25 protein-coding genes are annotated in these 24,622 nt (G+C 64.7%); 12 read left to right on the top strand and 13 right to left on the bottom strand.

What is annotated here, in order from left to right:
• Nucleotides 1-24 precede the first annotated feature (24 nt).
• Nucleotides 25-2,433 carry a GcvT family protein gene (locus WA237_RS09150; protein ID WP_336097440.1) on the bottom strand — a complete coding sequence of 803 codons (2,409 nt, stop codon included), beginning with the start codon at nucleotides 2,431-2,433 and terminating at the stop codon, nucleotides 25-27.
• A gap of 377 nt (nucleotides 2,434-2,810) precedes the next feature.
• On the opposite strand from WA237_RS09150, the gene WA237_RS09145 reads away from it, so the two are divergent.
• Nucleotides 2,811-5,240 carry a GcvT family protein gene (locus WA237_RS09145; protein ID WP_216017284.1) on the top strand — a complete coding sequence of 810 codons (2,430 nt, stop codon included), beginning with the start codon at nucleotides 2,811-2,813 and terminating at the stop codon, nucleotides 5,238-5,240.
• Nucleotides 5,241-5,384: 144 nt separating this feature from the next.
• On the opposite strand, the gene WA237_RS09140 is transcribed toward WA237_RS09145, so the two are convergent.
• From WA237_RS09140 to WA237_RS09125, 4 genes are all read right to left on the bottom strand, one after another.
• Nucleotides 5,385-6,680 carry an HlyC/CorC family transporter gene (locus WA237_RS09140; RefSeq protein ID WP_009814925.1) on the bottom strand — a complete coding sequence of 432 codons (1,296 nt, stop codon included), beginning with the start codon at nucleotides 6,678-6,680 and terminating at the stop codon, nucleotides 5,385-5,387.
• A 104-nt stretch (nucleotides 6,681-6,784) separates the two neighbouring features.
• Entirely contained in the window at nucleotides 6,785-7,729 is a 945-nt protein-coding gene (locus WA237_RS09135) for a site-specific tyrosine recombinase XerD (RefSeq protein ID WP_336097438.1), read from the bottom strand.
• Nucleotides 7,726-9,252, bottom strand: coding sequence for a hypothetical protein (locus WA237_RS09130; protein ID WP_336097437.1), 1,527 nt, complete (start codon nucleotides 9,250-9,252; stop codon nucleotides 7,726-7,728). Before WA237_RS09130 ends, WA237_RS09135 begins: the two co-directional genes overlap by 4 nt.
• Entirely contained in the window at nucleotides 9,239-9,388 is a 150-nt protein-coding gene (locus WA237_RS09125; RefSeq protein WP_336097436.1) for a hypothetical protein, read from the bottom strand. The genes WA237_RS09130 and WA237_RS09125 overlap by 14 nt, the downstream gene beginning before the upstream one ends.
• A gap of 80 nt (nucleotides 9,389-9,468) precedes the next feature.
• Between WA237_RS09125 and WA237_RS09120 the strand changes: the two genes are divergently transcribed.
• The 3 genes from WA237_RS09120 to WA237_RS09110 all read left to right on the top strand — a co-directional run bounded on the left by WA237_RS09120 (nucleotide 9,469) and on the right by WA237_RS09110 (nucleotide 11,720).
• Nucleotides 9,469-10,059: a shikimate kinase gene (locus WA237_RS09120; RefSeq protein ID WP_336097435.1), complete on the top strand. Its 591-nt coding sequence runs from the start codon at nucleotides 9,469-9,471 to the stop codon at nucleotides 10,057-10,059.
• Nucleotides 10,056-11,177 carry a 3-dehydroquinate synthase gene (gene aroB / locus WA237_RS09115; protein WP_336097433.1) on the top strand — a complete coding sequence of 374 codons (1,122 nt, stop codon included), beginning with the start codon at nucleotides 10,056-10,058 and terminating at the stop codon, nucleotides 11,175-11,177. The genes WA237_RS09120 and aroB overlap by 4 nt, the downstream gene beginning before the upstream one ends.
• A gap of 306 nt (nucleotides 11,178-11,483) precedes the next feature.
• The gene (locus WA237_RS09110; protein ID WP_009814931.1) at nucleotides 11,484-11,720 is read left to right on the top strand and encodes a hypothetical protein; all 237 of its coding nucleotides are present in this window, start codon (nucleotides 11,484-11,486) and stop codon (nucleotides 11,718-11,720) included.
• Here WA237_RS09110 and arsH read toward each other — a convergent pair.
• From arsH to tyrS, 6 genes are all read right to left on the bottom strand, one after another.
• Nucleotides 11,717-12,454, bottom strand: coding sequence for an arsenical resistance protein ArsH (gene arsH / locus WA237_RS09105; RefSeq protein ID WP_009814932.1), 738 nt, complete (start codon nucleotides 12,452-12,454; stop codon nucleotides 11,717-11,719). The two genes, WA237_RS09110 and arsH, sit on opposite strands and share 4 nt — an antisense overlap.
• Entirely contained in the window at nucleotides 12,447-12,869 is a 423-nt protein-coding gene (arsC, locus tag WA237_RS09100; RefSeq protein WP_336097431.1) for an arsenate reductase (glutaredoxin), read from the bottom strand. The genes arsH and arsC overlap by 8 nt, the downstream gene beginning before the upstream one ends.
• Nucleotides 12,870-12,874: 5 nt before the next feature.
• Entirely contained in the window at nucleotides 12,875-13,921 is a 1,047-nt protein-coding gene (arsB, locus tag WA237_RS09095; protein WP_336097430.1) for an ACR3 family arsenite efflux transporter, read from the bottom strand.
• A 2-nt stretch (nucleotides 13,922-13,923) separates the two neighbouring features.
• Nucleotides 13,924-14,436, bottom strand: a complete 513-nt coding sequence (locus WA237_RS09090) for an arsenate reductase ArsC (RefSeq protein WP_009814935.1) — start codon at nucleotides 14,434-14,436, stop codon at nucleotides 13,924-13,926.
• Between the two features lie 21 nt (nucleotides 14,437-14,457).
• A complete protein-coding gene (locus tag WA237_RS09085; RefSeq protein ID WP_009814936.1) occupies nucleotides 14,458-14,790 on the bottom strand; it encodes an ArsR/SmtB family transcription factor in 333 nt (110 codons plus the stop codon).
• A gap of 116 nt (nucleotides 14,791-14,906) precedes the next feature.
• Nucleotides 14,907-16,160 (bottom strand): tyrosine--tRNA ligase, encoded by a 1,254-nt coding sequence (tyrS, locus tag WA237_RS09080; protein WP_336097429.1) that lies wholly within the window; start codon nucleotides 16,158-16,160, stop codon nucleotides 14,907-14,909.
• 63 nt (nucleotides 16,161-16,223) lie between these two features.
• On the opposite strand from tyrS, the gene WA237_RS09075 reads away from it, so the two are divergent.
• Nucleotides 16,224-17,348 (top strand): anhydro-N-acetylmuramic acid kinase, encoded by a 1,125-nt coding sequence (locus WA237_RS09075; RefSeq protein WP_336097428.1) that lies wholly within the window; start codon nucleotides 16,224-16,226, stop codon nucleotides 17,346-17,348.
• Nucleotides 17,338-18,066 (top strand): maleate cis-trans isomerase family protein, encoded by a 729-nt coding sequence (locus WA237_RS09070; protein ID WP_009814939.1) that lies wholly within the window; start codon nucleotides 17,338-17,340, stop codon nucleotides 18,064-18,066. Before WA237_RS09075 ends, WA237_RS09070 begins: the two co-directional genes overlap by 11 nt.
• Before the next feature lie 49 nt (nucleotides 18,067-18,115).
• On the opposite strand, the gene mazG is transcribed toward WA237_RS09070, so the two are convergent.
• Entirely contained in the window at nucleotides 18,116-18,934 is an 819-nt protein-coding gene (mazG, locus tag WA237_RS09065; RefSeq protein ID WP_336097427.1) for a nucleoside triphosphate pyrophosphohydrolase, read from the bottom strand.
• Nucleotides 18,935-18,995: 61 nt separating this feature from the next.
• Here mazG and WA237_RS09060 point away from each other — a divergent pair, with 61 nt between their 5' ends.
• The 3 genes from WA237_RS09060 to WA237_RS09050 all read left to right on the top strand — a co-directional run bounded on the left by WA237_RS09060 (nucleotide 18,996) and on the right by WA237_RS09050 (nucleotide 21,673).
• Nucleotides 18,996-20,171, top strand: coding sequence for a M20 aminoacylase family protein (locus tag WA237_RS09060; RefSeq protein WP_336097426.1), 1,176 nt, complete (start codon nucleotides 18,996-18,998; stop codon nucleotides 20,169-20,171).
• Nucleotides 20,172-20,257: 86 nt separating this feature from the next.
• Nucleotides 20,258-21,229, top strand: coding sequence for an agmatinase (gene speB, locus WA237_RS09055; protein WP_336097425.1), 972 nt, complete (start codon nucleotides 20,258-20,260; stop codon nucleotides 21,227-21,229).
• Nucleotides 21,230-21,262: 33 nt separating this feature from the next.
• Entirely contained in the window at nucleotides 21,263-21,673 is a 411-nt protein-coding gene (locus WA237_RS09050; protein ID WP_336097424.1) for a DUF1499 domain-containing protein, read from the top strand.
• Here WA237_RS09050 and WA237_RS09045 read toward each other — a convergent pair.
• Nucleotides 21,608-21,901: a hypothetical protein gene (locus tag WA237_RS09045; RefSeq protein ID WP_336097423.1), complete on the bottom strand. Its 294-nt coding sequence runs from the start codon at nucleotides 21,899-21,901 to the stop codon at nucleotides 21,608-21,610. The two genes, WA237_RS09050 and WA237_RS09045, sit on opposite strands and share 66 nt — an antisense overlap.
• 62 nt (nucleotides 21,902-21,963) lie before the next feature.
• Between WA237_RS09045 and prfA the strand changes: the two genes are divergently transcribed.
• The 3 genes from prfA to WA237_RS09030 all read left to right on the top strand — a co-directional run bounded on the left by prfA (nucleotide 21,964) and on the right by WA237_RS09030 (nucleotide 24,621).
• The gene (gene prfA / locus WA237_RS09040) at nucleotides 21,964-23,013 is read left to right on the top strand and encodes a peptide chain release factor 1 (protein WP_009814945.1); all 1,050 of its coding nucleotides are present in this window, start codon (nucleotides 21,964-21,966) and stop codon (nucleotides 23,011-23,013) included.
• Complete coding sequence (gene prmC, locus WA237_RS09035; RefSeq protein WP_336097422.1) at nucleotides 23,010-23,837, top strand: peptide chain release factor N(5)-glutamine methyltransferase; 828 nt, start codon at nucleotides 23,010-23,012, stop codon at nucleotides 23,835-23,837. Before prfA ends, prmC begins: the two co-directional genes overlap by 4 nt.
• Nucleotides 23,838-24,069: 232 nt before the next feature.
• The gene (locus tag WA237_RS09030; protein WP_336097420.1) at nucleotides 24,070-24,621 is read left to right on the top strand and encodes a DUF4167 domain-containing protein; all 552 of its coding nucleotides are present in this window, start codon (nucleotides 24,070-24,072) and stop codon (nucleotides 24,619-24,621) included.
• Nucleotide 24,622: the final 1 nt, after the last annotated feature.

Below are 24,622 nucleotides of genomic sequence, written 5' to 3'. Positions count from 1 at the left end.
CACAGTGGCGCGTCAGGGCAAGCCCTAGCCGCGCATCCGGGCGCCATCGGCATCAAAGAGCGGCGTGGTGATGAGCCGGGCCGGGCACATCTTGCCCAGGATCTCGATCTCGACCGCGAGCCCCTCTTCGGCGCGATTGGCAGGGATCAGCGCCAGCGCGATGGATTTGCCCGCATGGTGCGAATAGCCGCCCGAGGTGCAGAACCCCTGCACGCTGCCGTCGATCCAGACCGGTTCGTAGCCGTTGGCGTCGGCATCCTCGGCCTCGACCTCGAAGGCGACGAGCGCGCGGTCGGCCCCGGCATCGCGTTCGGCCAGCGCCGCGTCGCGGCCGATGAAGGCCTCGGGTTTCTGCCATTGGATAAAGCGGTCCATGCCGGTTTCGCCGGGGGTGTAATCGGGCGAAAACTCACTGAGCCAGGAGCCGAAGAATTTGTCGAGCCGCAGCGACATCATCGCCCGCATCCCGAAGGGGCGCATGCCATGCGGCTGGCCAGCCTGCCAGAGCGTGTCCCAAAGCGCCCGCTGCGCCATCGGATCGCAGTAGATTTCATAGCCGAGATCGCCGGTATAGCTCACCCGTTGCACGAGGCAATCGACCATGCCGATGGTCGCGTGGCGCAGATCCATGAAGCGCATGTCGCCCAGGCTGTCGCGGCTCACCGCCATCAGCACATCACGGGCCTTGGGACCGGCAATCTGGAAGCCGTTGAGCCGGTCGGAGATGTTTTCGACGGTGACGCCCTCGGCCTCATGCCGCTGGAACCAGCGCATATGGACGGCCTGCGCCCCATAGGAGGCGGTGAGCTGAAACGCCTCGTCGGAGAGGCAGGAGACGGTGAAATCGCCAATCAGCCGTCCGGCGGGCGACAGCATCGGCGTGAGCGAGAGCCGCCCCGGTTTCGGGATGCGCCCCGCCATGATCCGGTTGAGCCAGTCGCGCGCCCCGGCGCCGGTCACCAGATATTTGCCGAAGTTATGCACCTCGTTGATGCCCACCGCCTCGCGCACGGCGCGGACCTCGCGCGCGGTGGCGTCAAAGGCGTTGGAGCGGCGGAAGGAGGGGGTTTCATAGCGCGGCTCGTCGCCTTCGGCGAAGTAATTGACCACTTCGAGGCCGAACTGCTGCCCCCAGACCGCGCCCATGCCGTCGAACACGTCATACATCGGCGTCTGGCGGAAGGGGCGCGCGGCGGGCAGTTCTTCGTTCGGGTAGGAGACGGAGAAGCGTTTCTGGTAGTTCTCGATCACCTTGGGACGGGTGTAGCCCGGGGTGATCCAATCGCCAAAGCGCGCCACGTCCATCGCCGTCACATCGCGTTCGCATTCGCCCTCGATCATCCATTGCGCCAGCATGAGACCGACGCCGCCGCCTTGGCTGAACCCGGCCATAACGCCGCAGGCCGACCAGTAGTTGCGCATCCCCGGCACCGGACCGACCAGCGGGTTGCCATCGGGGGCAAAGGTGAAGGGACCGTGGATCACCGTCTTGACCCCGGCGGTTTCCAGTACGGGAAAACGCTTGTAGGCAAAGGCGATGCTGTCCTCGATCTTGTCGAGATCGTCGGGCAAAAGCTCATGGCCGAAATCCCATGGCGTGCCATCGACGGCCCAGGGTTTGCAGGGCTGTTCATAGAAACCGATGCAGAGGCCGCGACCCTCCTGGCGCAGATAGCTTTCGCCGGCCGGGTCCATCACATGCGGGTGTTCGCTCTCGCGCTCATAGATCTCGGCGATCTCGTCGGTGACGATATACTGGTGCTCCATCGGGTGCAGCGGCAGGTAGACCCCGGCCATCGCCCCCACTTCGCGCGCCCAGAGACCGCCCGCGTTGACGATATGTTCGGCGTGGATCGTGCCCTTTTCGGTGACCACATCCCAGGTGCCATCGGGGCGCTGATTGGTCTCGATCACCTTGCAATGGGTCTCGATCGTGGCGCCGCCCATCCGGGCCGCCTTGGCATAGGCATGGGTGGTGCCGGAGGGGTCGAGATGCCCGTCGAGCGGGTCATAGAGCGCCCCGATGATGCCGTCGGTATTGGTGATGGGGGCGATCTTGCGGATCTCTTCGGGGCCGACGATTTCGGTCTCGAGCCCCATGTAGCGATGCTTGGCCCGTTCCGCGAGGAGCATGTCGAACCGGTCGCGATTGTCGGCGAGCGTCACGCCGCCCACATGGTGCAGGCCACAGGACATGCCGGTGATCTCTTCGAGCTCTTTATAGAGCCGGATCGTATAGCCCTGCAGGGCCGCCATGTTGGTGTCGCCATTGAGCGTGTGAAACCCGCCCGCGGCGTGCCATGTGCTGCCCGAGGTGAGTTCGGACCGCTCGATTAGCATCACATCCGACCAGCCGAGTTTCGTCAGGTGATAGAGAACGGAACATCCGACGACACCGCCGCCAATGACGGCAACCCGCGTGGTGGTTTTCATGGCAAGACTCCTGTGATGCTTTGCCGCCAACCTGCCGAGAACCACGGGCGATGACCGCTTGAATGCGACAGGGTTGGTCGCAAATGGCCGATGCCTGAAAAAGTGAGTGAAAAGCGGTGAGGGCGGCGGAAAGGGCGCGAAAAGGGATTCGGGCGGCTGCGCCGCTTTGGTTCAGGGATTGGTTTAGATTGGGGTGCAATCCGATGGGATGACTGATCCAAAATCATACCGGAGTGCGAAAAATGGCCCGAGGCAGCACGGCGATGTTTCTTTGCGCTTTGGAATTGTCGGCCTGCGACGCAGCATGGCGAAAAACGGCAATAGCGCCGGGGTGAAATACGCAATCTGCGCCCAGAATGGACCAGTGAGGACACACCATGAAGACCCATGCAAAAGCAGTAGTGATCGGCGGCGGCGTCATCGGCTGCTCGATCCTGTATCACCTGACCAAGCTTGGCTGGACGGATGTGATGCTGCTCGAGCGCGATGAGCTCACATCCGGGTCGACCTGGCATGCGGCGGCCAATATCCACGGGCTGCATGACAGCGCCAACATCAGCCGCCTGCAGCATTACACGATGACCCTCTACAATGAGCTGGAGGCCGAAACCGGCCAGAGCTGTGGCGTGTTTCAGCCCGGCTCGCTCTATCTCGCGCAGACCGAGGCGCGTGAACATCAGCTGCGCCTGCAGGCCGCCAAGGCCAAGCTCTATGGCATGAATTTCCACGAGGTGAGCCGCGACGAGGCCGAACGGCTGCACCCGCTGGTCAATTTCGACGGCATCCGCTGCATCATGTGGGAACCCGATGGCGGCAATGTCGACCCCTCGGGCGTGACCAATGCCTATGCGGTGGGCGCACGGCAACGCGGCGCGGAAATCCATCGTTTTACCCCGGTGACCGGCACCGACCAACAGCCCGATGGCAGCTGGATCGTGCGCACGCCCAAGGGCGACATCCACACCGAATGGGTGATCAACGCCGCGGGTCTTTGGGGCCGCGAAGTGGCCGCGCTGGCCGGGATCGAAGTGCCGCTGCAGCCGACCGAGCATCAGTATTTCGTCACCGAAACCATCGCCGAGATCGACGCGATGGACCGCCGTCTGCCCTCTGTGGCCGACCGCGATGGCGAATATTACCTGCGTCAGGAGGGCAAGGGCCTGCTGATCGGTGCCTATGAGAAAGACATGCGCTTCTGGGCCGAGAACGGCACGCCGCTCGATTTCGCCCATGATCTCTTTGCCGATGATCTCGACCGGATCATGGAAAACGTGATGCGCGCCATGGACCGGGTGCCGGTGGCCGCCGAAGCAGGCGTCAAACGGGTGATCAACGGCCCGATGATCTGGTCGCCCGACAGCAACGTGATCCTCGGCCCGGTGCCGGAGCTCAAGAATTACTTCATGTGCGGCGGCATCATCCCCGGCTTTAGCCAATCGGCGGGCATGGGCCTCATGTGTGCGCAATGGATGATCGAAGGCGAGATGAAATACGACATGTTCCCCTGGGACGTGGCGCGGTTCGGTCTTTGGGCCAATGACCGCAAATTCGTCAAGGCCAAGGTCGAGGATGTCTATTCGCACCGGTTCGCCATCCATTACCCGAACGAGGAACGGGCCGCGGGCCGTCCGCTGCGCACCCGTCCGGCCTATGAGATGCAAAAGGACATGGGCGCGGTCTTTGGCCTCAACTATGGCTGGGAGCATCCGCAATGGTTCGCGGGCGAAAAAGGCGCAAAGGACACCAATGGCTTCACCCGTCAGAACTGGTGGGGGCCGGTGGGCGAGGAGTGCCGGATGCTGCGCGAACGCGCCGGCATCATCGACATTTCCAACTTTGCCAAATACCGCTGCAAAGGGCCGGGGGCCGAGGACTGGCTCAACAGCGTCTTTGCCAACAAGATGCCGAAATCCATCGGTCGCTCTTGCCTGACACCGCTCATCTCGGTGCGCGGCGGCATTGCGGGCGACGCCACGGTGACGCGCACCGCCGAGGATGAGTTCTGGATCGTGTCGTCGGGCATGGCGGAACGCTATCACAAGCGGTTCTTCGACATGGTGCCGCTGCCCGAGGGCACGACCTTCGAGAGCCACACCGAGGCGATGTGCGGCTTTAACGTGGCCGGGCCGAAATCGCGCGACATGTTGCAGCGGCTCACCAATGCCTCGCTCGCGACCGAGGATTTCCCCTTCATGCGCTCGAAAGTGATCGAGCTGGGCGGCGTCGAATGTCTCGCCCTCCGGGTGAGCTTTACCGGCGATCTTGGGTGGGAGCTGCACTGCAAGACCGAGGATCAGGCGAAACTCTATGCCGCGCTTCTCGAGGCGGGCAAAGAGTTCGGAGCCGGGCCGGTGGGCGCGCGGGCGCTGATGTCGATGCGGGTGGAAAAGGGCTATGGCTCCTGGAGCCGCGAATACAGCCCCGAATATTACCCGCACGAAGTGGGCCTCGCGGCGCTGTGCAAGATGGACAAGGACTTCCTGCACAAGGCCGCCGCTGAAAAAGCTCTGGCCGAGCCCGAGCGCGAACAGCTGGTCTTGATCCATGTCGACGAGGCAGCAGTGACCGCATCGAATGCCGACGCCACCGGCGGCGAGCCGATCTTCCGCGATGGCAAGGGGATCGGGCGCGTGACCTCGGGCACCTATGGCTATTCGGTGGGGATGAGCCTCGCGCTTGGCTATGTGAAGGCGGGCACAGCCGCTCCGGGCGATGCCGTCGATGTGATGATCCTCGGACAGCCGCACAAGGCCGTGATCCTGCACGAGCCGCCCTTTGATCCCGAGGGCAAGCGGCTCAGGGCCTGACGACCGGCCCGCATCAAGGCGCGCGCTCCTCTCCCGGCGCGCGCCTCTCTTTACGAGGCTCTACAGGCTCTCTGTAGGGCCTCTTCTTTGGCCTCTTTCTGGTTCAAAATACCCAAAACTCCACCGGCGCCACAGGGCGCGGCCCTAGCCGAGTTTGCGGATCTTCAGCCGGGTCAGGCGATTGTCCTGCCGTTCGAGCACTTCGAAGCGGAAGCCGTGGAAAATGAACACCTGCTTTTCCTTAGGGATCATCTGCGCCTCGTGGATGACGAGACCGGCCACGGTATTGGCGGCGTCATCGGGCAGCGACCAATCGGTCGCGCGGTTGAGGTCGCGGATGGTCATGGCGCCTTCGACGATGAGCGAATTGTCCTCGCTACGCAGGATCATCTCATCCTCTTCCTTGTCGAACTCGTCGGTGATCTCGCCGACGATCTCTTCGAGAATATCCTCGAGCGTGATCAGCCCCTGCAACGTGCCATATTCATCCACCACCAGCGCGAAATGGCTGCGCATCCGCAGGAATTGCCGCATCTGGTCGTCGAGCGTGGTGGTTTCGGGGACGAAATAGGGCTCTTTGGCCACATCGGTGATCTCGAACCCGGCGAGCGCCTCATCCATGGCACCGCCGTTCTGCGCCTGTTTGTACATGGCGCGCAGCAGGTCCTTGGCGTGGACGACGCCGACGATATTGTCGGGATCCTCGCGGTAGATCGGCAGGCGGGTGTGGCTGCTCTTGAGACATTGTTCGAGAATGGCCTGCGGGTTGGCATCGGCGTTGATCATCTCGATCTGGCTGCGGTGGAGCATGATCTCTTCGACCGCGCGGTCTCCGAGATCGAGCGCGCCGAGGATGCGGTCGCGGTCTTCTTTCTCGACCACGCCTTCGGAGTGGCCGAGATAGAGCGCGCCGGCAATTTCTTCGCGCACCGCGAGGATATGGCTGTCGGGGTCGGTCTGCACGCCAAAGAGCCGCAGCACCGCGCGCACGAAGAACCGCACCGCCGTCACCACCGGCGAAAACACCCGGATCACGATAGTGATGGCAGGCGCGGCGCGGCTGGCGGCGGCCTCGGCATTGGTGATCGCATAGGTCTTGGGCAGCACCTCGGCAAAGACCAGCACCAAGAGCGTCATCACCAGCGTCGCCAGCGCCACGCCGCTTTCGCCAAAGAGCCGGGTAAAGAGCGCGGTGGCGAGCGAGGTGGCGAGAATGTTCACCAGGTTGTTGCCGAGCAACACCGAGCCGATCAGCCGCTCATTGTCTTCCGTGATCTCGAGCGCGCGTTGGGACCCGCTGTCGCCTTTCTCGGCGCGGGTCTTGAGCTTGCCGCGCGAGGCGGCGGTGAGCGCGGTCTCACTTCCCGAGAAGAACCCGGAAAGCACCAAAAGCGCGAGGATGGCGGCGGCGGTCAGCCAGAAGGCGGTGTCGAGCGTCACGGGGCATATGTCCCTGAGTTAAAGATCAAGTGGTTGGCAGGTTTATGGGTTCTGCGGCCCCTGCGATCAAGGGGGAGGTTACGGGCAATGCCGTCAGTGATGCGCTAACCTTTGCCGCGATCGGCGGCATCGGCCAGCGGATGATGGGTCATGACCAGCGATTTGAGCCGCTCTTCAAGCACATGGGTGTAGATTTCCGTCGTCGCCACATCGGCATGGCCGAGCAGCGTCTGGATCGCCCTCAGGTCCGCGCCATTGGCCAAAAGATGCGTGGCAAAGGCATGGCGCAGTGTGTGCGGCGTCACCTTGGAGGGGCTGACGCCCGCGGCCACCGCGAGATCCTTGATCAGCAGGTAAAAGCGATGCCGGGTCAGATGCCCGTCCTTGCTGCGCGAGGGAAAGAGAAAGGGCGAGGCGGGCAGGCCCTTTTGCCGGGCAGCCTCTTCCATGGCGTCGCGGTGGGCGAGCCAGCCGCGCAGCGCCACCTGCGCGGGCGGCGACAGCGGCACCATCCGTTCCTTGCCGCCCTTGCCGCGCACCATGAGCAGTTCCGGATTGCCGCGCGTGGCGGCCACGGGCAGCGAGACAAGCTCTGTCACGCGCAGCCCGGTGGCGTAGAGCAGCTCCATCAAACAGGTGTTGCGGAGCCGGTCGGCGGGGCCGCGGCCGTGGCTGCGCGCGGCCTGCAAGAGCCCGTCGACCTCGGCCTCGCTCAGCGTCTTTGGCAGGCGTCCGCTGCGGCCCGGTCCCTTGATCCGCAGCGCCGGGTTGTCGCCGCGCAGCCGTTCGTCAAAGGCAAAGCGATAGAGCTGTTTCACCGCCGAAAGACGCCGCGCACGGGTCGATTGCGCAAGCCCTTGCGCGTCGCAATGGACGAGATAGGCCTCGACATCGGATTGCTGCAGGGTGGCGAGAGAAAGGGATTTATTTTCAACCCATTGCGAGAAGTCACTCAGGTCACGCGCATAGGCCATGAGCGTGTTTTTCGCGGCCCCCATTTCGGCCGCCTGCGCGTCCAGAAAGAGCGCGATCCAGCGCTGGTCGCTCATCGCGATTGTCCCAGGATGAGCCGCTGCAGCGCCGCGCGCCGAGCCGTGTCCTCGAGCCCGACGGCGCGCAGCGTGGCGAGCGCGTCGCGGATTTCGTCGTAATCCTCAGGGCCCGACCGGTCGAGCAGGATGGCGGCGCGCAAGATAGCCTCGCCGAGCTTGCCCTCGCGCAGATGGGCCTCGTGGCGATGGGCGGCGCCGGTGCTGGCGAAGGCCTCGGCAATGCTCTGTTCGAGCTGGGTCGTGGCGAGGTCACTGGTGGGTGTGCCGAGCGCGAGCGCCGCGAGGAACCGGTCGGCCCCCTCGGGCGGCGTCTTGGCGGCGCTTTCATAGGCGGAGGACAGAAGACGGATGCGCCAGGCAAGCTCGGCCGTCTGGCCCGTCAGATCGCGGCGGGCGAGGGACTGGCCGTAGAGCTGGGCAAAGGGCACCTGCAGCCCGACACGTCCCATATGCGCCCAGACGCTGGGCAGGGTGGCACTGATCTCTTCGGCGCTGCCATTGGTCAGGGCCGCGTCGAATTTCTGCACCGCCGAGACCCGGTCCCAGATGCCGCCCGAGGCCGCCGGGCGGCGGTCGGTGTAAAGGCCGAGCAGGCGGTTTTCGGTGAGCGCCCCGGTGCGGGTCAGCCGTTCGGCGGCTTCGATCTCGGCCTTCCAGCCGGCGGTGTTGCGCAGATCGGCGGTGGCGAAGAGGCGCGGCAGCGACCGGGTCGGCAGCGGTGCGCCTGCGGCCTCGTAAAGGCTAAAGATCAACGGATCGGGCGAGGAGGGCGGCGCCAGTGTGGTGCTGTCATCTACCATCTCGGGATCGAGATATTGCGCCAGAAGATGCGCCTCGATCTTGCTCAGCAGGCCGAGCGGCGCGGCGCTGTCATAGAGCAGCGCGGCGGTGGACCAGTCGCCCGCGCGCGCGTGGCAGAAGATCTGCGCCGCGTAGGATTTCATCAGCGCGGGGGTCTTGTTGAGGGCCTCGCAGGGCTTGGCCTCATCCCCGGTCAGGAGCGACAGGTCGAACCAGAGCGGAAAGAGCTCTGAGGTGTCGGGCCCGGCGCGTTCGAGCATGGCATGGGCGGGCTCAATCGCGCCGAAACGCATCAAAGCACGCACCCGGGTCGCCAAAAACGCGCCGTCATCGCCGCTCGGCGGTTCGGCCTCGGCCAGCAAGAGCGTGTAGTAAAGCGCCTGAACGGCGGGCATGGGTTCGGCCGTGGTACGCTCCCACAGCGTTTCGAGATCGGCCTCGCGGCTCGCGATCCAGAGCGACACCGGCAGGCCGGTGACATCGGGCGGCAAGAGGCCAACCGCATCGCGGCGCGTACCGCCGAGCGGCATCACGGTCACTTCGGGGAGGGTCACGCCCTGGGCCACCGGGGCCTCGGGGCTTGGCGGGACCACGGGGCGGGCGACCGGCACGCGGCTCGTTTCATTGAGCCAGCCGATGGCGGAAAGCGGTTGATCCTGAGCGGAAACCTGCCCGGTCAGGGCCATGAGCGCCACGCAGAGAGGTCTAATTGCCTTCAAGAATGATTTCCTGCCGAATCTCTTGTCGCGGCGGCGAAAAATCCGCCCCGAAGAAGGGGCCGAGATATGCATATGCAACCAGGGCGATAAACGCCAAAATCACCAGATAAAAAAGCCATTTGAGAAGTCGTCCCACGATTTGCCTGCCTGCCTGTGTATGGGTTTTGACCACTTTATATATGGCCTTTTGGCTAAGATCACGTCATTGAAGGCAAAATGCAAACGATTGGCGGGGGAGTGCCGAGCGTGCCGGGCGCGGGCGAGTGGAACCTTAAAAAGACGGTGGTCATGGTGGGCATGATGGGGGCCGGGAAAACGGCCGTGGGCCGGGCCTTGGCGACGCGTCTCGGGGTGCCTTTTCTCGATTCCGATGCCGAGATCGAAGCCGCCGCCACGATGAGCATCGCCGAGATTTTCGAGCGCGATGGCGAGGCGTTTTTCCGCGACCGCGAGACCGAGGTGATCGACCGTCTGCTGGAAAATCAGCGCGGCATTCTGAGCACTGGCGGCGGGGCGTTTCTGTCGGAGCGTAACCGGCAGATCATTTCGCAAAAGGGGATTTCTGTGTGGCTAGATGCAGATCTCGATCTCCTGTGGAGTCGGGTCAAGCATAAGAATACCAGACCCTTGCTGCGCACAGCTAATCCGCGCGAGACATTGAAGACGCTTTACGAGGCGCGGGTGCCGAGCTATCGCAAGGCCGATCTGGCGGTGCGCTCGCTGGCCGAATACAGCATCGACGCGATGGCCGGTCATGTGGTCGAGGCGCTTTTGGCGCGGGCGGATGTTCTGGAGAAAAACACATGAGCGAAACGGTGCATGTCCCGCTCGGGGACCGGGCCTATGATGTGGTTGTGGGCGACGGTCTGTTGGCCGAGGCGGGGGCGCGGATTGCGCCGCTGATTTCGGGGCGCAAACATGTGGCGGTGGTCAGTGACGAGACGGTGGCCGCGCTGCATCTGGAGACGCTGCGCGCGGGGCTGGCGGAGGCGAGGATCAGCCTGTCGGTGCTGACCCTGCCGCCGGGCGAGGCGACCAAATGCTGGGCCGAGCTGGAACGCGTGGTGGAATGGCTGCTTGCGGAAAAAATCGAGCGACGTGATGTGGTTATCGCGCTGGGCGGTGGGGTGATCGGCGATCTGGTGGGCTTTGCCGCGGCGATCCTGCGGCGGGGCGTGCGGTTTGTGCAGCTACCGACGAGCCTTTTGGCGCAGGTTGACAGCTCGGTGGGGGGCAAGACGGGGATCAATTCGCCGCGGGGCAAGAACCTTGTCGGGGCCTTTCATCAGCCGAGCCTGGTGCTCGCCGATATCGGTGTTCTGGGCACGCTGAAACCGCGTGATTATCTGGCGGGTTACGGCGAGGTGGTGAAATACGGCCTGTTGGGAGACGCCGATTTTTTCCAATGGTTGGAGACATATGGCGCCCGTTCTGCAGGTGGCGACATGGCGGCGCGCATCCGGTTGGTGACCCATTCGGTGCAGATGAAAGCGGATATTGTGGTGCGCGATGAGACGGAGCAAGGGGATCGGGCGTTGCTCAATCTCGGGCATACGTTTTGTCATGCGTTGGAGGCGGCGACGGGCTATTCGCAGCGGCTCTTGCATGGCGAGGGTGTGGCGGTGGGCTGTGCCTTGGCGTTTGAGCTGTCAGCCAGGCTGGGGCTGTGTTCGCAGGAAGACCCGAGCCGGGTGCGGGCCCATCTGCGCGAGATGAACATGAAGGTCGATCTCTCTGATATTGAAGGGGATTTGCCGGATGCCGATGCGCTGCTCGAGCTGATGGCGCAGGATAAGAAAGTCCTCGACGGGCAGTTGCGCTTTATTCTGGCGCGGGGCATTGGCGAGGCGTTTGTGACCTCGGATGTGCCGCGCGAGGCGGTGCGCGAGCTGCTCAATGATGCGTTGGCGGCGCGGCGGGGCTAGGGTCTGAGAGCGAAATAAGGCAGGGTCGGTAACACGTCGGTAAAACGACCGTATCGCGACTGTCCGCAAAATCAGGGAATTTTCGGAACCGCGGGGCGCAGTCTTGGAAAGACTGCGGGGGGAAATCTTTGCAAGATTTCCTTTTGGGTCTGCGTGAAATTCGGCGGATGAAAGGCATGGCTGCCCAAAAATTGGGCATGCCGCCACGTCACACGGAAAATCATCCCTTGGCGCTTGGCCAATGCTGCAGGGCAGCATAGATCAAAGAGCAGAGGGAGGAGTTCACATAACGAGAGGTGATCTCCAATGGCATATACGACACAACAACACCCGACGGCGCCCGATTTCTTTGCCGGGCTGCTGACGACCCTGCGCAAGACGCGCGAGTCGCTGGTGCATATCTTCTTTTCCTTCGGCGAGCACAGCTATCGCCTGCAGGAGCTTCAGGAGCTGGTGCAAATGAGCGATGAGCAGCTGGCCGCGCGCAATCTGCGGCGCGAGGACATCGTGCATCACATCTTTTCGCACCAGCATGTCGGCTAGTCTTTGACAGCCTTCGACAGGTTCACCCGTTTCGACAGCTCTTCGCGGCTCTCGACGCGCTCGGAATAGCGGTCGGTCAGATAGGCTGACTGACCGCGGGTGAGCAGGGTGAATTTCATCAGCTCCTCCATCACATCGACGATGCGATTGTAATAGGGGCCGGGCTTCATCCGGCCGTCCTCGTCGAACTCGTCCCAGGCCTTGGCCACGGAGGATTGGTTCGGGATGGTCAGAAGCCGCATCCAGCGCCCCAGGATGCGGAGCTGATTGACCGCGTTAAAGCTCTGCGAGCCGCCGCAGACCTGCATCACCGCCAAGGTCTTGCCCTGGGTCGGGCGCACGCCGCCGATGGGGGCGAGGGGGATCCAGTCGATCTGGGTCTTCATGATCCCGGTCATCGCGCCATGGCGTTCGGGCGTCGACCAGACCATCGCTTCCGACCACATGACCAGATCGCGCAGCTCGGCCACCTTGGGGTGGCTGGCCTCGGCATCGTCGGGCAGCGGCAGGCCGGAGGGGTTGAAGATCCGCGTCTCGGCGCCGAGCCGGGTCAGGATGCGCGCGGCCTCTTCGGCGGCAAAGCGCGAGAAGGACCGGTCGCGCAGCGAGCCATAGAGCAGCAGGATGCGCGGCTTGTGCGCCGGGCGCTCAGCGGGGAAGAGACGCGCCATATCGGGGATATGGAACGCCTCTTCGGTGATGTTCGGGGTCTTGGGGTCTTGGGCGTCAGACAAGGCGATTGCCCTCGGCGTCGATGATCAGCTCGCCATCTTCCTTGGCATAGGGGCCGGCGGGCCAGAGCTCGAGCAGGTCGAGCACCGTCTCGGAGGGGCGGCAGAGGCGCACGCCCTTGGGCGAGGCCACCAGCGGCCGGTTGACCAGCACCGGGTGTTCGAGCATCGCGTCGAGGATGGCCTCGTCGCTCACCGAAGCGTCGGTGAGACCGAGCTCTTCGGCCGGCGATTTCGAGACGCGCAGCGCCTCGCGCGGGGTCAGATGGGCGGCGGCAAAGAGCGCCTGCAGCTGTGGCCGGGTCCAGCCGGTGTCGAGATATTCGATCACCGTCGGCTCATAGCCCGCGTCGCGGATGATTTGCAGCACATTGCGCGAGGTGCCGCAGGCGGGGTTGTGATGGATAACGATATTCATGGTGTTCAGCCTTGGGCAAATTTGTTGCGGGTGCGGTTGGCGAAGGCCACCAGCGACAGCATGACGGGCACTTCGACCAGCACGCCGACCACGGTCGCGAGCGCCGCGCCGGAATGCAGGCCAAAGAGGCTGATGGCGACGGCGACGGCCAGTTCGAAGAAGTTCGAGGTGCCGATCATCGCGCAGGGGGCGGCGATCCGGTGCGGCACTTTCATCGCATAGGCGGCGCCATAGGCGAGGGCAAAGATGCCATAGCTCTGGATCAGGATCGGCACCGCGATGAGTAGGATGATCAGCGGCCGGTCGAGGATGATCTGACCCTGCAGGCCAAAGAGGATCACTACGGTGGCTATGAGGCCGATGATCGACCAGGGTTTGACCCTTGCGCTAAAGGCGTCGATGGCATCGGGCGAGCCGAGCAGGCGGCGGGTCAGCAGACCGGCGAGCAGCGGCAGCACCACATAGAGCACGGTGGCCAGCACCAGCGTTTCCCATGGCACGGCGATGTCGGTGACGCCCAGCAGCAGCGCCACGATGGGCGCGAAAGCCACCACCATGATGAGATCGTTCACCGAGACCTGCACCAGCGTATAGGTGGCGTCGCCCCGGGTGAGCTGCGACCAGACAAAGACCATGGCGGTACAGGGCGCGGCCCCGAGCAGGATGAGGCCCGCGATATATTGCGCCGCATCCTCGGGCGCGATCCAGGGCGCGAAGATATATTCAAAGAACAGCACCGCCAGAAAGGCCATGGTGAAGGGTTTGATGAGCCAGTTCACCCCGAGGGTGATCAACAGGCCGCGCGGCTGTTTCGCCACGCCTGCCACCGCGCCGAAATCGACGCCGACCATCATCGGAAAGACCATGGCCCAGATCAGCACCGCCACCACGAGATTGATCGAGGCCACTTCGGCGGCGGCCACCGCGCCGACGAGGCCGGGGGCGAGCACGCCAAGGGCGATGCCGCCCACCATGGCGAGCGCCACCCAGACGGAGAGGTAGCGTTCAAAGCTGCCCATGGCGGCAGGTTGTGTGTCAGTCATGTCGGTCATTGTCAGGCGTCTTTCTTGTCAGTGTTTTGGCCGATGTCGTCGAGTTTTTCCTGCAGCGCGAGGCCCGAGAGCTGGCTCAGCGGCAGGTTGACGAAGATCGAGATCCGGTTGCGCAGCATGCGGTAGGTGTCGAGGAAGGCGAGGCCGATTTCCGCCTCGGAGCCGGTGACGGCGGCCGGGTCGGGCAGGCCCCAATGGGCGCTAATCGGCTGGCCCGGCCAGAAGGGGCAGGGCTCGTTCGCGGCGTTGTCACAGACGGTGAAGACGAAATCCATATGCGGCGCGTCGGGGCCCGCGAATTCATCCCAGCTCTTGGAGCGCAGGGTCGACGTGTCGTGGTTGAGCTTTTGCAGCAGCTCGATCGTATGCGGATGCGGCGCGTCCTTGGGCTCGGACCCGGCAGAGAAGGCCCGGAACCGGCCAAGCCCTTCGCGGTTCATCACCGCCTCGGCGATGAGCGAGCGGGCGGAATTGCCGGTGCAGAGAAACAGAACGTTCTTGATGTCTTGGGCCATGGGGGCACTCCTGAAATGCGATCAACAAGGGCAGGCGATGGTGTCCAGAATGGGTTGGCAGGCCTCGGGTGCGCCGCCGCAGCAATCCTCCATGAGGAAGGCGAGCAGCCCGCGAATGCCGTCGAGATGGGCCGCGTAGCGGATCGAGCGCCCCTCGCGGGTGGCGGTGATCAGCCCGGCCTGGGTCAGCACCGAGAGATTGGCCGACATGGTGTTCTGCCGGACCTCGAGCGCCTGGGCGATCTGGCCTGCGGCCATGCCGTCGGGGCCGGCCTTGATCAGCAGGCGGAAGACATCGAGCCGGGTCGGCTGTGACAGGGCGGCGAAGGCGAGGAGGGCGTTTGATTTATCCATATATCAACGAATATGGATATATCGCCCAAGCTGCAAGTGACGTTTTGATGAAGGTTGTGTGACAGCGGTGGCGGGGTGGACTCCCCCGGAAAACATGGGCTTTCCGGGGGGGTATCTTAGCTGTCGAGCTTGACCAGCGCGTGGCGTTTCTTGCCGGCGCTGAGCTTGATCGGGGCGGCGAAAGCCCCCGAATCGAGCATGAGGCCTGCGTCGGTCAGCGGCGCATCGTCGAGCCGCGCGCCGTTCTCGGAGATGAGACGCTTGGCCTCTTTGCCGGATTTGGCGAGGCCGGTCTTGACCAGAAGCTGCACCACGGAGATGCCGCCCTCGATCTCGGCAGGGCTGAGCGTCACGGTGGGCAGATCGTCGCCGACGCCGCCCTTCTCGAAGACCTCGCGCGCGGTGTCTTGGGCCGCCTGCGCCGCCTCGGCCCCGTGCCGAAGCGCCGTCACCTCATTGGCGAGGATGATCTTGGCCTCGTTGATCTCCGAGCCCGCAAGCGCGCCGAGACGGTCGCATTCCTCGACCGGCAGCTCGGTGTAGAGCTTGAGAAAGCGGCCGGTGTCGGCATCGGTGGTGTTGCGCCAGAACTGCCAGAACTCATAGGGCGAGAGCATATCGCCATTGAGCCAGATCGCGCCGCCTTGGGATTTGCCCATCTTGCGGCCATCCGAGGTGGTCAGCAGCGGCGAGGTGAGCCCATAGACCTCATGGTCGATCACCCGGCGGGTGAGGTCGATGCCGTTGACGATATTGCCCCATTGATCCGAGCCGCCCATCTGCAAGAGACAGCCATAGCGGCGGTTCAGCTCGAGGAAGTCATAGGCCTGCAGGATCATGTAGTTGAACTCGAGAAACGACAGCGATTGCTCGCGGTCGAGCCGCGATTTCACGCTCTCGAACGACAGCATCCGGTTGACCGAGAAATGTCGCCCGATGTCGCGCAGGAAATCGAGGTAGTTGAGGCTATCGAGCCATTCCGCATTGTTGAGCATGATGGCATCGGTCTCGCCCTCGCCATAGGAGAGGTAGCGCGAGAACACCTGGCCCATGCCCCGGATATTGGCGTCGATCTGCTCCGGGCCCAAAAGCGGCCGCTCATCCGAGCGGAAGGAGGGATCGCCCACCTTGGTGGTGCCGCCGCCCATCAGGGTGATCGGCTTGTGCCCCGACTTTTGCAGCCAGCGCAGCATCATGATGTTGAGAAGATGCCCCACATGCAGCGACTGCGCGGTGGCATCATAGCCGATATAGCTCGGCACCACCCCGGCCTGCATCGCCTCGTCGAGGCCTTGATAATCCGTGCAATCGGCCAGAAAGCCGCGGCTTATCATGATCGATATGAATTCGGATTTGGGGTGGTAGGTCATGGTGCTTGTCCCAGCTTGGTTTGCGCGGCATGTATAGGGATGTAACAGGCGAAGGAAAAGGCCATGTTGGGGCCGGGGATCATCAGGGCGCTGGGCGCCATGTCGGGGACATCGCTGGACGGGGTGGACGTGGCCGCGCTCGACACCGATGGCGAGCGGATCGCAGGCTTTGGCCCGAGCGGCTATCGCCCTTACGAGCCCTCCGAAGAGGCAGCTCTGCGCGCTGCTCTGGGCCGCTGGCCGGGCGACGATCTGGCAGCCGCCGAAGAGGTGGTGATGCGCGCCCATATCGAGGCGCTCACGGAGATCGAGGCCGATCTCGTGGGGTTTCACGGCCAGACCCTTGCCCATGAGCCGCAGGGGCGCGGCACCCATCAGCTCGGCGATGGCGCGGCGCTGGCCGAGGCCTTGGGCCGTCCGGTGGTCTGGGATTTCCGCAGCGCCGATGTGCGGCTCGGCGGCGAGGGCGCGCCGCTGGCGCCCTTCTACCATTTCGCCTGCGCCAAATATATCGCGGCCAAAGCGCCGCTCGGTTTTCTCAATCTCGGCGGGGTTGGCAATCTGACCTGGGTCGACCCGCGCCATGACCGGCCCGAGGCCGAAGGCGCGCTCCTGGCCTTTGACACCGGGCCCGCCAATGCGCCGGTCAATGATCTGATGATGGCGCGGCGCGGCGAGCCCTTTGATCGCGACGGGGCGCTGGCACGGCAGGGCCGGGTGGTCGATGGCGCGCTCGAGCTTTTTCTCGAAGAGCCGTTTTTCTACCGGATGCCGCCCAAGTCGCTCGACCGCGATGCCTTTGCCGACATGATCGCGCTGGTGGGCGAGTTGAGCGATGCCGATGCCGCCGCGACCCTCACCGCGATGGCCGCGACCGGGGTGCTCAAGGCGATGGAACATTGCCCGAGCCCGCCGGAGCGGATGCTGGTGACGGGGGGCGGGCGGCGCAACCCGGTGATGATGGAGATGCTGCGCGCGGCGCTCGATTGCCCGGTCGAGCCGGTCGAGGCGGTGGGGCTCGATGGCGACATGCTCGAGGCGCAGGCCTTTGCCTTTCTCGCGGTGCGGGTGGCGCGCGGCCTGCCGACCTCCTGCCCCGGCACCACCGGGGTGCGGGCGGCGGTCTCGGGCGGCACGCTGAGCCGGCCAAGCGCCGAGGGGCCGGAGGCCGTGGCCCATGCGATGTGATCTCGACGCAGGCGCCGGTGGTGGCGCACGGTTGGGGCTCATCGTGCTGAGCACCGATGAATCGCTCGAACATGAGATGGGGCAGATCGCGCAGGGCCGGGTGAATATGCTGCACAGCCGGATCCCGTCGATCCCCGAGGTCACGCCCGAGACGCTGCGCGTCATGGCCGGGCATATGACCGGGGTGGCCGAGCTGTTGCCGCAGGGGCTGGCGGCGCTGGGCTATGGCTGCACCTCGGGCTCGGTGATGATCGGCGGCGATGAGGTGGCGCGGCTCATCCAACTGGCGCATCCCGGTGTGCCGGTGACCAACCCGATGCAGGCGGTGATCAAGGGCCTCAAGGCGCTCGGCGCGCAGAGGATCGCGCTGGTGAGCCCCTATCTGCCCTCGGTCACCGCGCCGATGCGGGCGCATATGGCCGACCATGGCATCGAGGTGATCCACGAGATCAGCTTTGGCGAGGGTGACGACCGGCGCGTGGCGCGGATCAGCGAGGCCAGCACCCGCGCCGCGATGCTCAAAGCGGGGCGTGCCAAGGGCGTCGAGGCGGTGTTTTCAAGCTGCACCAACCTGCGCAGCTTTGGCGTGATCGAAGCGGTGGAGGCGGCGCTCGACCTGCCGGTGATCAGCTCGAACCTGGCGCTTGGCTGGGATCTGATGCGGCTCGGCGGGCAGGCGGCGCGGGGCTGGGGGCCGGGGCGGCTCTTCCAGCTCTGAGCCTCTTTCTGGTTTCAAATACCCGAAGGCGCGCGGCGGGCCTCAGGCGTTACAGCCCTTCGCTTTTCGCCCGGTTCCAAAGCGCGTCCATCTCTTCGAGACCGCTGTCTTGCGGGCACCGGCCGTCTTCGGCCAAGAGCGCCTCGATCCGTTCGAACCTTCGGGTGAATTTCGCATTGGCACGGCGCAGCGCCGCCTCGGGATCGACATCGAGATGGCGGGCGAGATTGGCCATGACGAAAAGCAGATCGCCCAGTTCCTCTTCGATCTTGTCTTGCGGCAGGCTCTCGGCGGCTTCGTGCAGCTCCTGCGCCTCTTCGACGATCTTGTCGAGCACCTGGGCGCGTTCGGGCCAGTCAAAGCCCACCCGGGCCGCGCGTTTTTGCAGCTTGAGCGCCCGCAACAGCGCCGGAAGACCCACCGCAACCCCATCGAGCGTGCCGGTCTGCGCCTTGGCGGCGCGTTCGGCGGCCTTGATCGCCTCCCAGTCGCGGGTCTGTTGCTCGGCGGATTTGTCGCGGCTCTCGTCGCCGAACACATGCGGGTGGCGGTCATACATCTTCTGCGCCACATCGCCCGCCACATCGCGATAGGCAAAGAGCCCGCGGTCGGCGGCAATCTGGGAATGGAACACCACCTGCAACAAAAGATCGCCGAGCTCGCCGCGCAGCTCGTCCCAGGCCTCGCGTTCGATGGCGTCCGCCACCTCATAGGCCTCTTCGATCGTATAGGGGGCGATCGTGTCGAAATCCTGCTCGATATCCCAGGGGCAGCCGGCCTCGGGGTCGCGCAGGGCGCGCATGATCGCCAGCAGTCGCTCCGTGGGGTCGCTATCGGGGTCCGAGACGAGATCGGAGGGAGTTGCCATTGCCGTCACCGCGTGGTTGATGTTGGGCGCACCCTACCAATGGGGCGAGAGGAGTCCAGCCATGGCCGTGATCAATCGTATCGCAGGGTTTGCCGAGGAGATGGCAGGCTGGCGCCAGCATATCCATGCCAACCCCGAGATCGGCTTTGACTGTCATCAGACGGCGGGGTTCGTGGTCGAGCGGCTGCGCGAGTTCGGCATCACCGAGATCGAGACGGGCGTCGCCGAAAGCGGCGTCGTGGCGGTGATCAAAGGGCAGGGGGCGGACGCGCCGGATGCCCCCGTCATCGGGCTGCGGGCCGATATGGATGCGTTGCCGATGGAGGACCGGACCGGGGCGCCCTATGCCGCAGTGGGCCGTGGGGCGAGCCATGCCTGTGGCCATGACGGGCATACGGCCATGTTGCTTGGCGCGGCGAAATACCTCGCCGAGACGCGGGCCTTTCGGGGTCGTGTCGTGTTGATCTTTCAGCCCGCCGAAGAGGGGCCGGGCGGGGCCGATGTGATGGTGCGCGAGGGGGTGCTCGACCGTTATGGGATCGAGCAGGTCTTTGCGCTGCACACGTTGCCGGGGGTCGAGGCGGGCGGGTTCTACACCGCGCCGGGGCCGATCATGGCGGCGGTGGACACGTTCTATATCGACATCAAGGGCGTGGGCGGTCATGGTGCCTATCCGCAGGAGACCCGCGATCCGGTGGTCGCCGCCTGCGGCATGGTGCAGGCCATTCAGACCATCGTCAGCCGCAATCACGACACGCGTCAGAGCCTTGTGGTGACCGTGGCGCAGATCAAGACCGGCAGCGCCGACAATGTGATCCCCGAGACCGCCTATATCGACGGCACCATCCGCACCTTCGACAAGGGCGTGCAGGAGATGGTGCATCGCCGCCTGGCGGAGATCGTCGCGGGGCAGGCCGCCGCTTACGGCGTCGAGGCCGAGCTGCGCATCGATCTGGGCTATCCGGCGACGGTGAATGATCCCGAGGCGGTCGAGCTGGCCGCCGGGGTGGCGCGGGGCGTGGCGGGGGCGGCGCCGGTGATCACCGACCGGCCACGCGAGATGGGGGCCGAGGATTTTTCCTATATGCTGGAGAAACGCCCCGGAGCCTATCTCTTTATCGGGCAGGGCGAGGCGCCGGGGCTGCACAATCCGGCGTTCAATTTCAACGATGAGATCGCGCCCATTGGGGCGAGTTTCTTTGCGCGGCTCGTGGAGACCGCGCAGCCGCCGCGCTGAGGCCGCTCTGAGCCCAGGGCAGCACTACAGACACCAGACACAACACAGACACCCAGAACACAGACACCCAGAGGGAGGAACGGGACATGGCGTTGGAAGATGCGAAAACGCAGGTGGATCAGGCCTTTACGCGCGACACTTTGCGCGGGCTTTCGGCGGAGAACGCCTTTGGCGGGGCCACCTCCTTTTTGCGCCGACGCTATAGCAAGGACCTCGCGGGCGTGCAGCTCGCCATCACCGGCGTGCCGTTCGATCAGGCGGTGACCAACCGGCCCGGCACCCGGCTCGGTCCCCGCGCTGTGCGCGAGGCGAGCACGCTTCAGCCCTTTGACGCGCCCTATGGCTGGGACGGGTTCAGCCCGCTCGAAGAACTCGATATCGTGGATTATGGCGATCTGGCCTTTGACTATGCCAATGTGCCGGCCTTTCCCGCCGCGCTCACCGCGCATATCAAGGGCATTCTCGATCAGGGCGCGGCGAGCATCGCCATTGGCGGCGATCACTATATCTCTTTCCCGATCCTGCGCGCCTATGCGGAGAAATTCGGCAAGCTGTCGCTGCTGCATTTCGATGCCCATAGCGACACCTGGCCCGATGACGACATGGACCGGGTCGACCATGGCACGATGTTCTACAAGGCGGTGAAATCGGGGCTGATCGATCCCGCGACCTCGGTGCAGGTGGGCATTCGGACGGTCAATGAGGACACGCTCGGCGTCAATACGATCGACGCGCGGGAGGTGCATGAGAGCGGCCCGGCGGCGGTGGCGCAGAAGATCAAGGGTATCCTCGGCGACCGGCCCACCTATGTCACCTTTGATATCGACGCGCTCGACCCGGCCTATGCGCCGGGCACCGGCACGCCGGTCTGGGGCGGGCTGACCAGCGCGCAGGCGGCGATCATGCTGCGCGACATTGCGGGGATCAACATGGTGGGCGGCGATGTGGTCGAAGTCTCGCCCCCCTATGACACCACCGGCGCCACGGCGGTGGCGGGCGCGCATGTGGCGATGGAGCTCATCTGTCTGTGGGGCTGGACCCGCCGCAAGGGGGCCTGAGGCAGTGGGCCGCAGACCCTTGGGGCGCGTGCGATGATGAAGCTCTTGCTGCTGATCGGGCTGGCGCTGTTGGCGGCGTTTCTCTGGGTGCGGCTGGCGCCCAGCGATCCGGCGCGCTGGCATCATCTGCCCGATCCAGAGCCCGCGCCGCGTGGGCCGGGCCATGTCTTGACCCGCCTCGAGGCCCAAGCGGGCCATATGGCGGCGCTCGATGCGATCATTCGCGACACGGCGCGCACGCAGGTCTTGGCCGGATCGGTGGAGGATGGGATGATCACCTATGTGACCCGGTCGACATGGTGGGGCTTTCCCGATTACACCACGCTGGCGCGGCGCGGGGATGACCTCGTGCTCTATGCGCGGCTCAGGTTCGGCGCATCAGATTTTGGCGTCAATGCCGCCCGTGTCGGGAACTGGCGCGGGCGTCTCGGGCAGGGCGGATGACAGGCAGCCGTCGGAAATCTTGCGCCACATGGGCACGTTGAGCGACATCTGGCATTGCGCCATGAACATCTTGCCATCCACCTGCAGGCAGATCATGTCGCCCAGTTCCTGCCGATCGCCGCGGCTGTCGGTGCAATAGCAATCGACCGTCTTGCCGTTGTAGGTCGCATCGGCAAGGGCGGGGGGCGCGAGAAGAAGCGCCCAAAGAGTGAGTAAGCGCAGTGTCATGGGGGAAGTCTAGCACAGGCTGGCCCCTTGACCAAACCGCGTCGATAGGAGAATGCAGGCGCATGTTGCCACAAGACCGTCTTGACCAGATCCTGCAGCGTTTCGAGTTTATCGAGGCGCAAATGAGCGCGGGCAGCGGGGATATTGCCCAGCTTGGCCGCGAATATGCCGAGCTGCGCCCGGTGGTGGAGGAGATCCGCGCCTATCGGGCGGCGCTCGATGCGGCGGAACAGGCCGAAGCGATGCTTGGCGATCCCGAGATGCGCGAGCTGGCGGAAGATGAGCTGCGCACGCTCAAGGCGGAATTGCCGGGGCGCGAGAAGGCCTTGCAGCTGGCGCTCTTGCCGAAGGACGAGGCCGATGCGCGGCCCGCGATCATCGAGATCCGGCCCGGCACGGGCGGCGAGGAGGCGGCGCTCTTTGCCGGGGATCTGCTGCGCATGTATGCGCGCTATGCCGAGGCGCGGGGCTGGCAGTTCGAGGTGATCGAAGAGGCGCAGACCGAGCTTGGCGGGATCAAGGAAGCGGTGGTGCATGTGAAGGGCGCGCATGTCTTTGCGCGGCTGAAATATGAGAGCGGCGTGCATCGGGTGCAGCGCGTGCCCGAGACGGAATCGGGCGGCCGCATCCATACCAGCGCGGCGACCGTGGCGGTGCTGCCCGAGGCGGAGGATGTGGATATTCATATCGATCCGTCCGACATTCGCATCGACACGATGCGCGCCTCGGGCGCCGGCGGGCAGCATGTGAACACCACGGATTCGGCGGTGCGGATCACCCATATTCCGAGCGGTATCGTTGTCACCAGTTCCGAGAAATCGCAGCACCGCAACCGCGAGATCGCGATGCAGGTTCTCAAGACGCGGCTCTATGATCTGGAACGGCAGAAGGTGCATGACGCGCGCAGCGCCGACCGCGCGGCGCAGGTCGGGTCGGGCGACCGGAGCGAACGCATCCGCACCTATAATTTCCCGCAAGGGCGGATGACCGATCACCGGATCAACCTGACGCTCTATAAGCTCGATCAGGTGATGGCGGGTGATCTCGATGATATCATCGACGCGCTCACCACGGATGCGCAGGCGGCGCTCTTGGCCGAGATGCAGGGATGAGCGTGCAGGCGGCCCTACGGGCGGGGGCGGCGCGGCTCGGGGCTGCGGGCATCGGCGAGGGGGCGCGCGAGGCGCGGCTCTTGATGGCGGCGGCGCTCGGCCTCGATCCGTCGCGGATGACCTTGCATCTGCACGATGATCTGGGCCCCGAGGGCGCGGCGCGGTTCGAGGCGCTCTTGGCGCGGCGAGCGGCGCGCGAGCCGATGTCGCATATCCTCGGCCAGCGGCAGTTTTACGGGCGCGCCTTCAAGGTGACGGGCGCTGTTCTCGACCCGCGGCCAGAGACGGAATGCCTGGTGGCGGCGGCGCTGGAGGAAGGGTTTGAGCGGGTGCTCGACCTTGGGACCGGGTCGGGCTGTATCTTGCTGAGCCTTCTGGCCGAGAGGGAGGGCGCGCAGGGGCTTGGCGCGGATGTCTCGGCGACGGCGCTTGATGTGGCGCGGGAGAATGCCGCGCGGCTTGGGCTGGCCTCTCGAGCGGCGTTTCAGGAGGCGGATTGGTTCAAGGGCATCGCCGGGCAGTATGACCTCATCGTGTCGAACCCGCCCTATATCGGCATCGCGGAAATGCCGGAGCTGGCGCCGGAATTGGCGCATGAGCCGCGTGCTGCGCTGACCGATGAGGGCGACGGGCTCAGCGCCTATCGGGCGATTGCGGCGGGGGTTCTGGCGCATCTCGTGCCGGGGGGGCGGATCTTGGTTGAGATCGGCCGGACGCAAGGCGCAGACGTGGCGCGGATCTTTGCGGAGGCCGGTTTGCAGGCGGTCGAACTGCGCCAGGATCTCGACGGGCGTGACCGGGTCGTGATGGCGAGATCGGCGTAAATTTACCGAATGCTACGGAATCTATGTTAAAATACGCCAATTGGGGCGGTTTTCGCTTGTGCCGCCCGGCATGACATGGTTACACAAGTGGTGTCGGCGCGGTGGAAGCCTGTCTGAGGAAGTCCCGCCCGATACTAAGCCAGATAATAACGGTGATCAGGGTCCCTCGGGACAGGGGCAAATTTCAAGCCCGATCACATCGGCCAAACAGCACAAGGCTCAGCTGCAAGACATGAGATCATCCAAATCCCGCTCGCGCAATAAGTCGAACCGTAACAACAACAATCGGTCGATGGGCAATGTCACGAACCGCGTGTTCGACAGTTCCGGCCCGGAAGGCAAAGTGCGCGGCACGCCACAGCAGATCATCGACAAATACAATCAGCTGGCGCGTGATGCGCAGCTTGCCGGTGATCGGGTTGCAACGGAAAATTTTCAGCAGCATGCCGAGCATTACCTGCGTCTTCTGGGGGCCGCCCAGAAGGAACAGGACGCGCGCCGCGAAGAGCAGGAGCGCCAGAACCGCGAACGTCAGGCCGAGCGGGACCGCGATCGCGGCGACCAGAACCAGCAGGGCGGCGATGCGCAGCCGCAGGCCGGTGGCGACGATCATGCCGCGGGTGAGAGCACGCTTGTCGAGACGCCCGAGAGCCAACCCGAGGCCCAGCCCGAAGCGCCCAAGCGTCCGCGCAAGCCGCGCCGCAAGCCCAAGGCAGAGGCCGGTGAGGGTGGGGGTAAATCCTCGGATCAGGACAATGGCGCGGCCCCGGAAGCGGCCGAGTAAG

Origin of the sequence: Roseovarius sp. CH_XMU1461 (assembly GCF_037027165.1) — a bacterium.
Taxonomy (GTDB): Bacteria; Pseudomonadota; Alphaproteobacteria; order Rhodobacterales; family Rhodobacteraceae; genus Roseovarius; species Roseovarius nubinhibens.
Note: the sequence above shows the minus strand (reverse complement) of the source record. Positions and strands in the feature narration are given on the sequence as shown.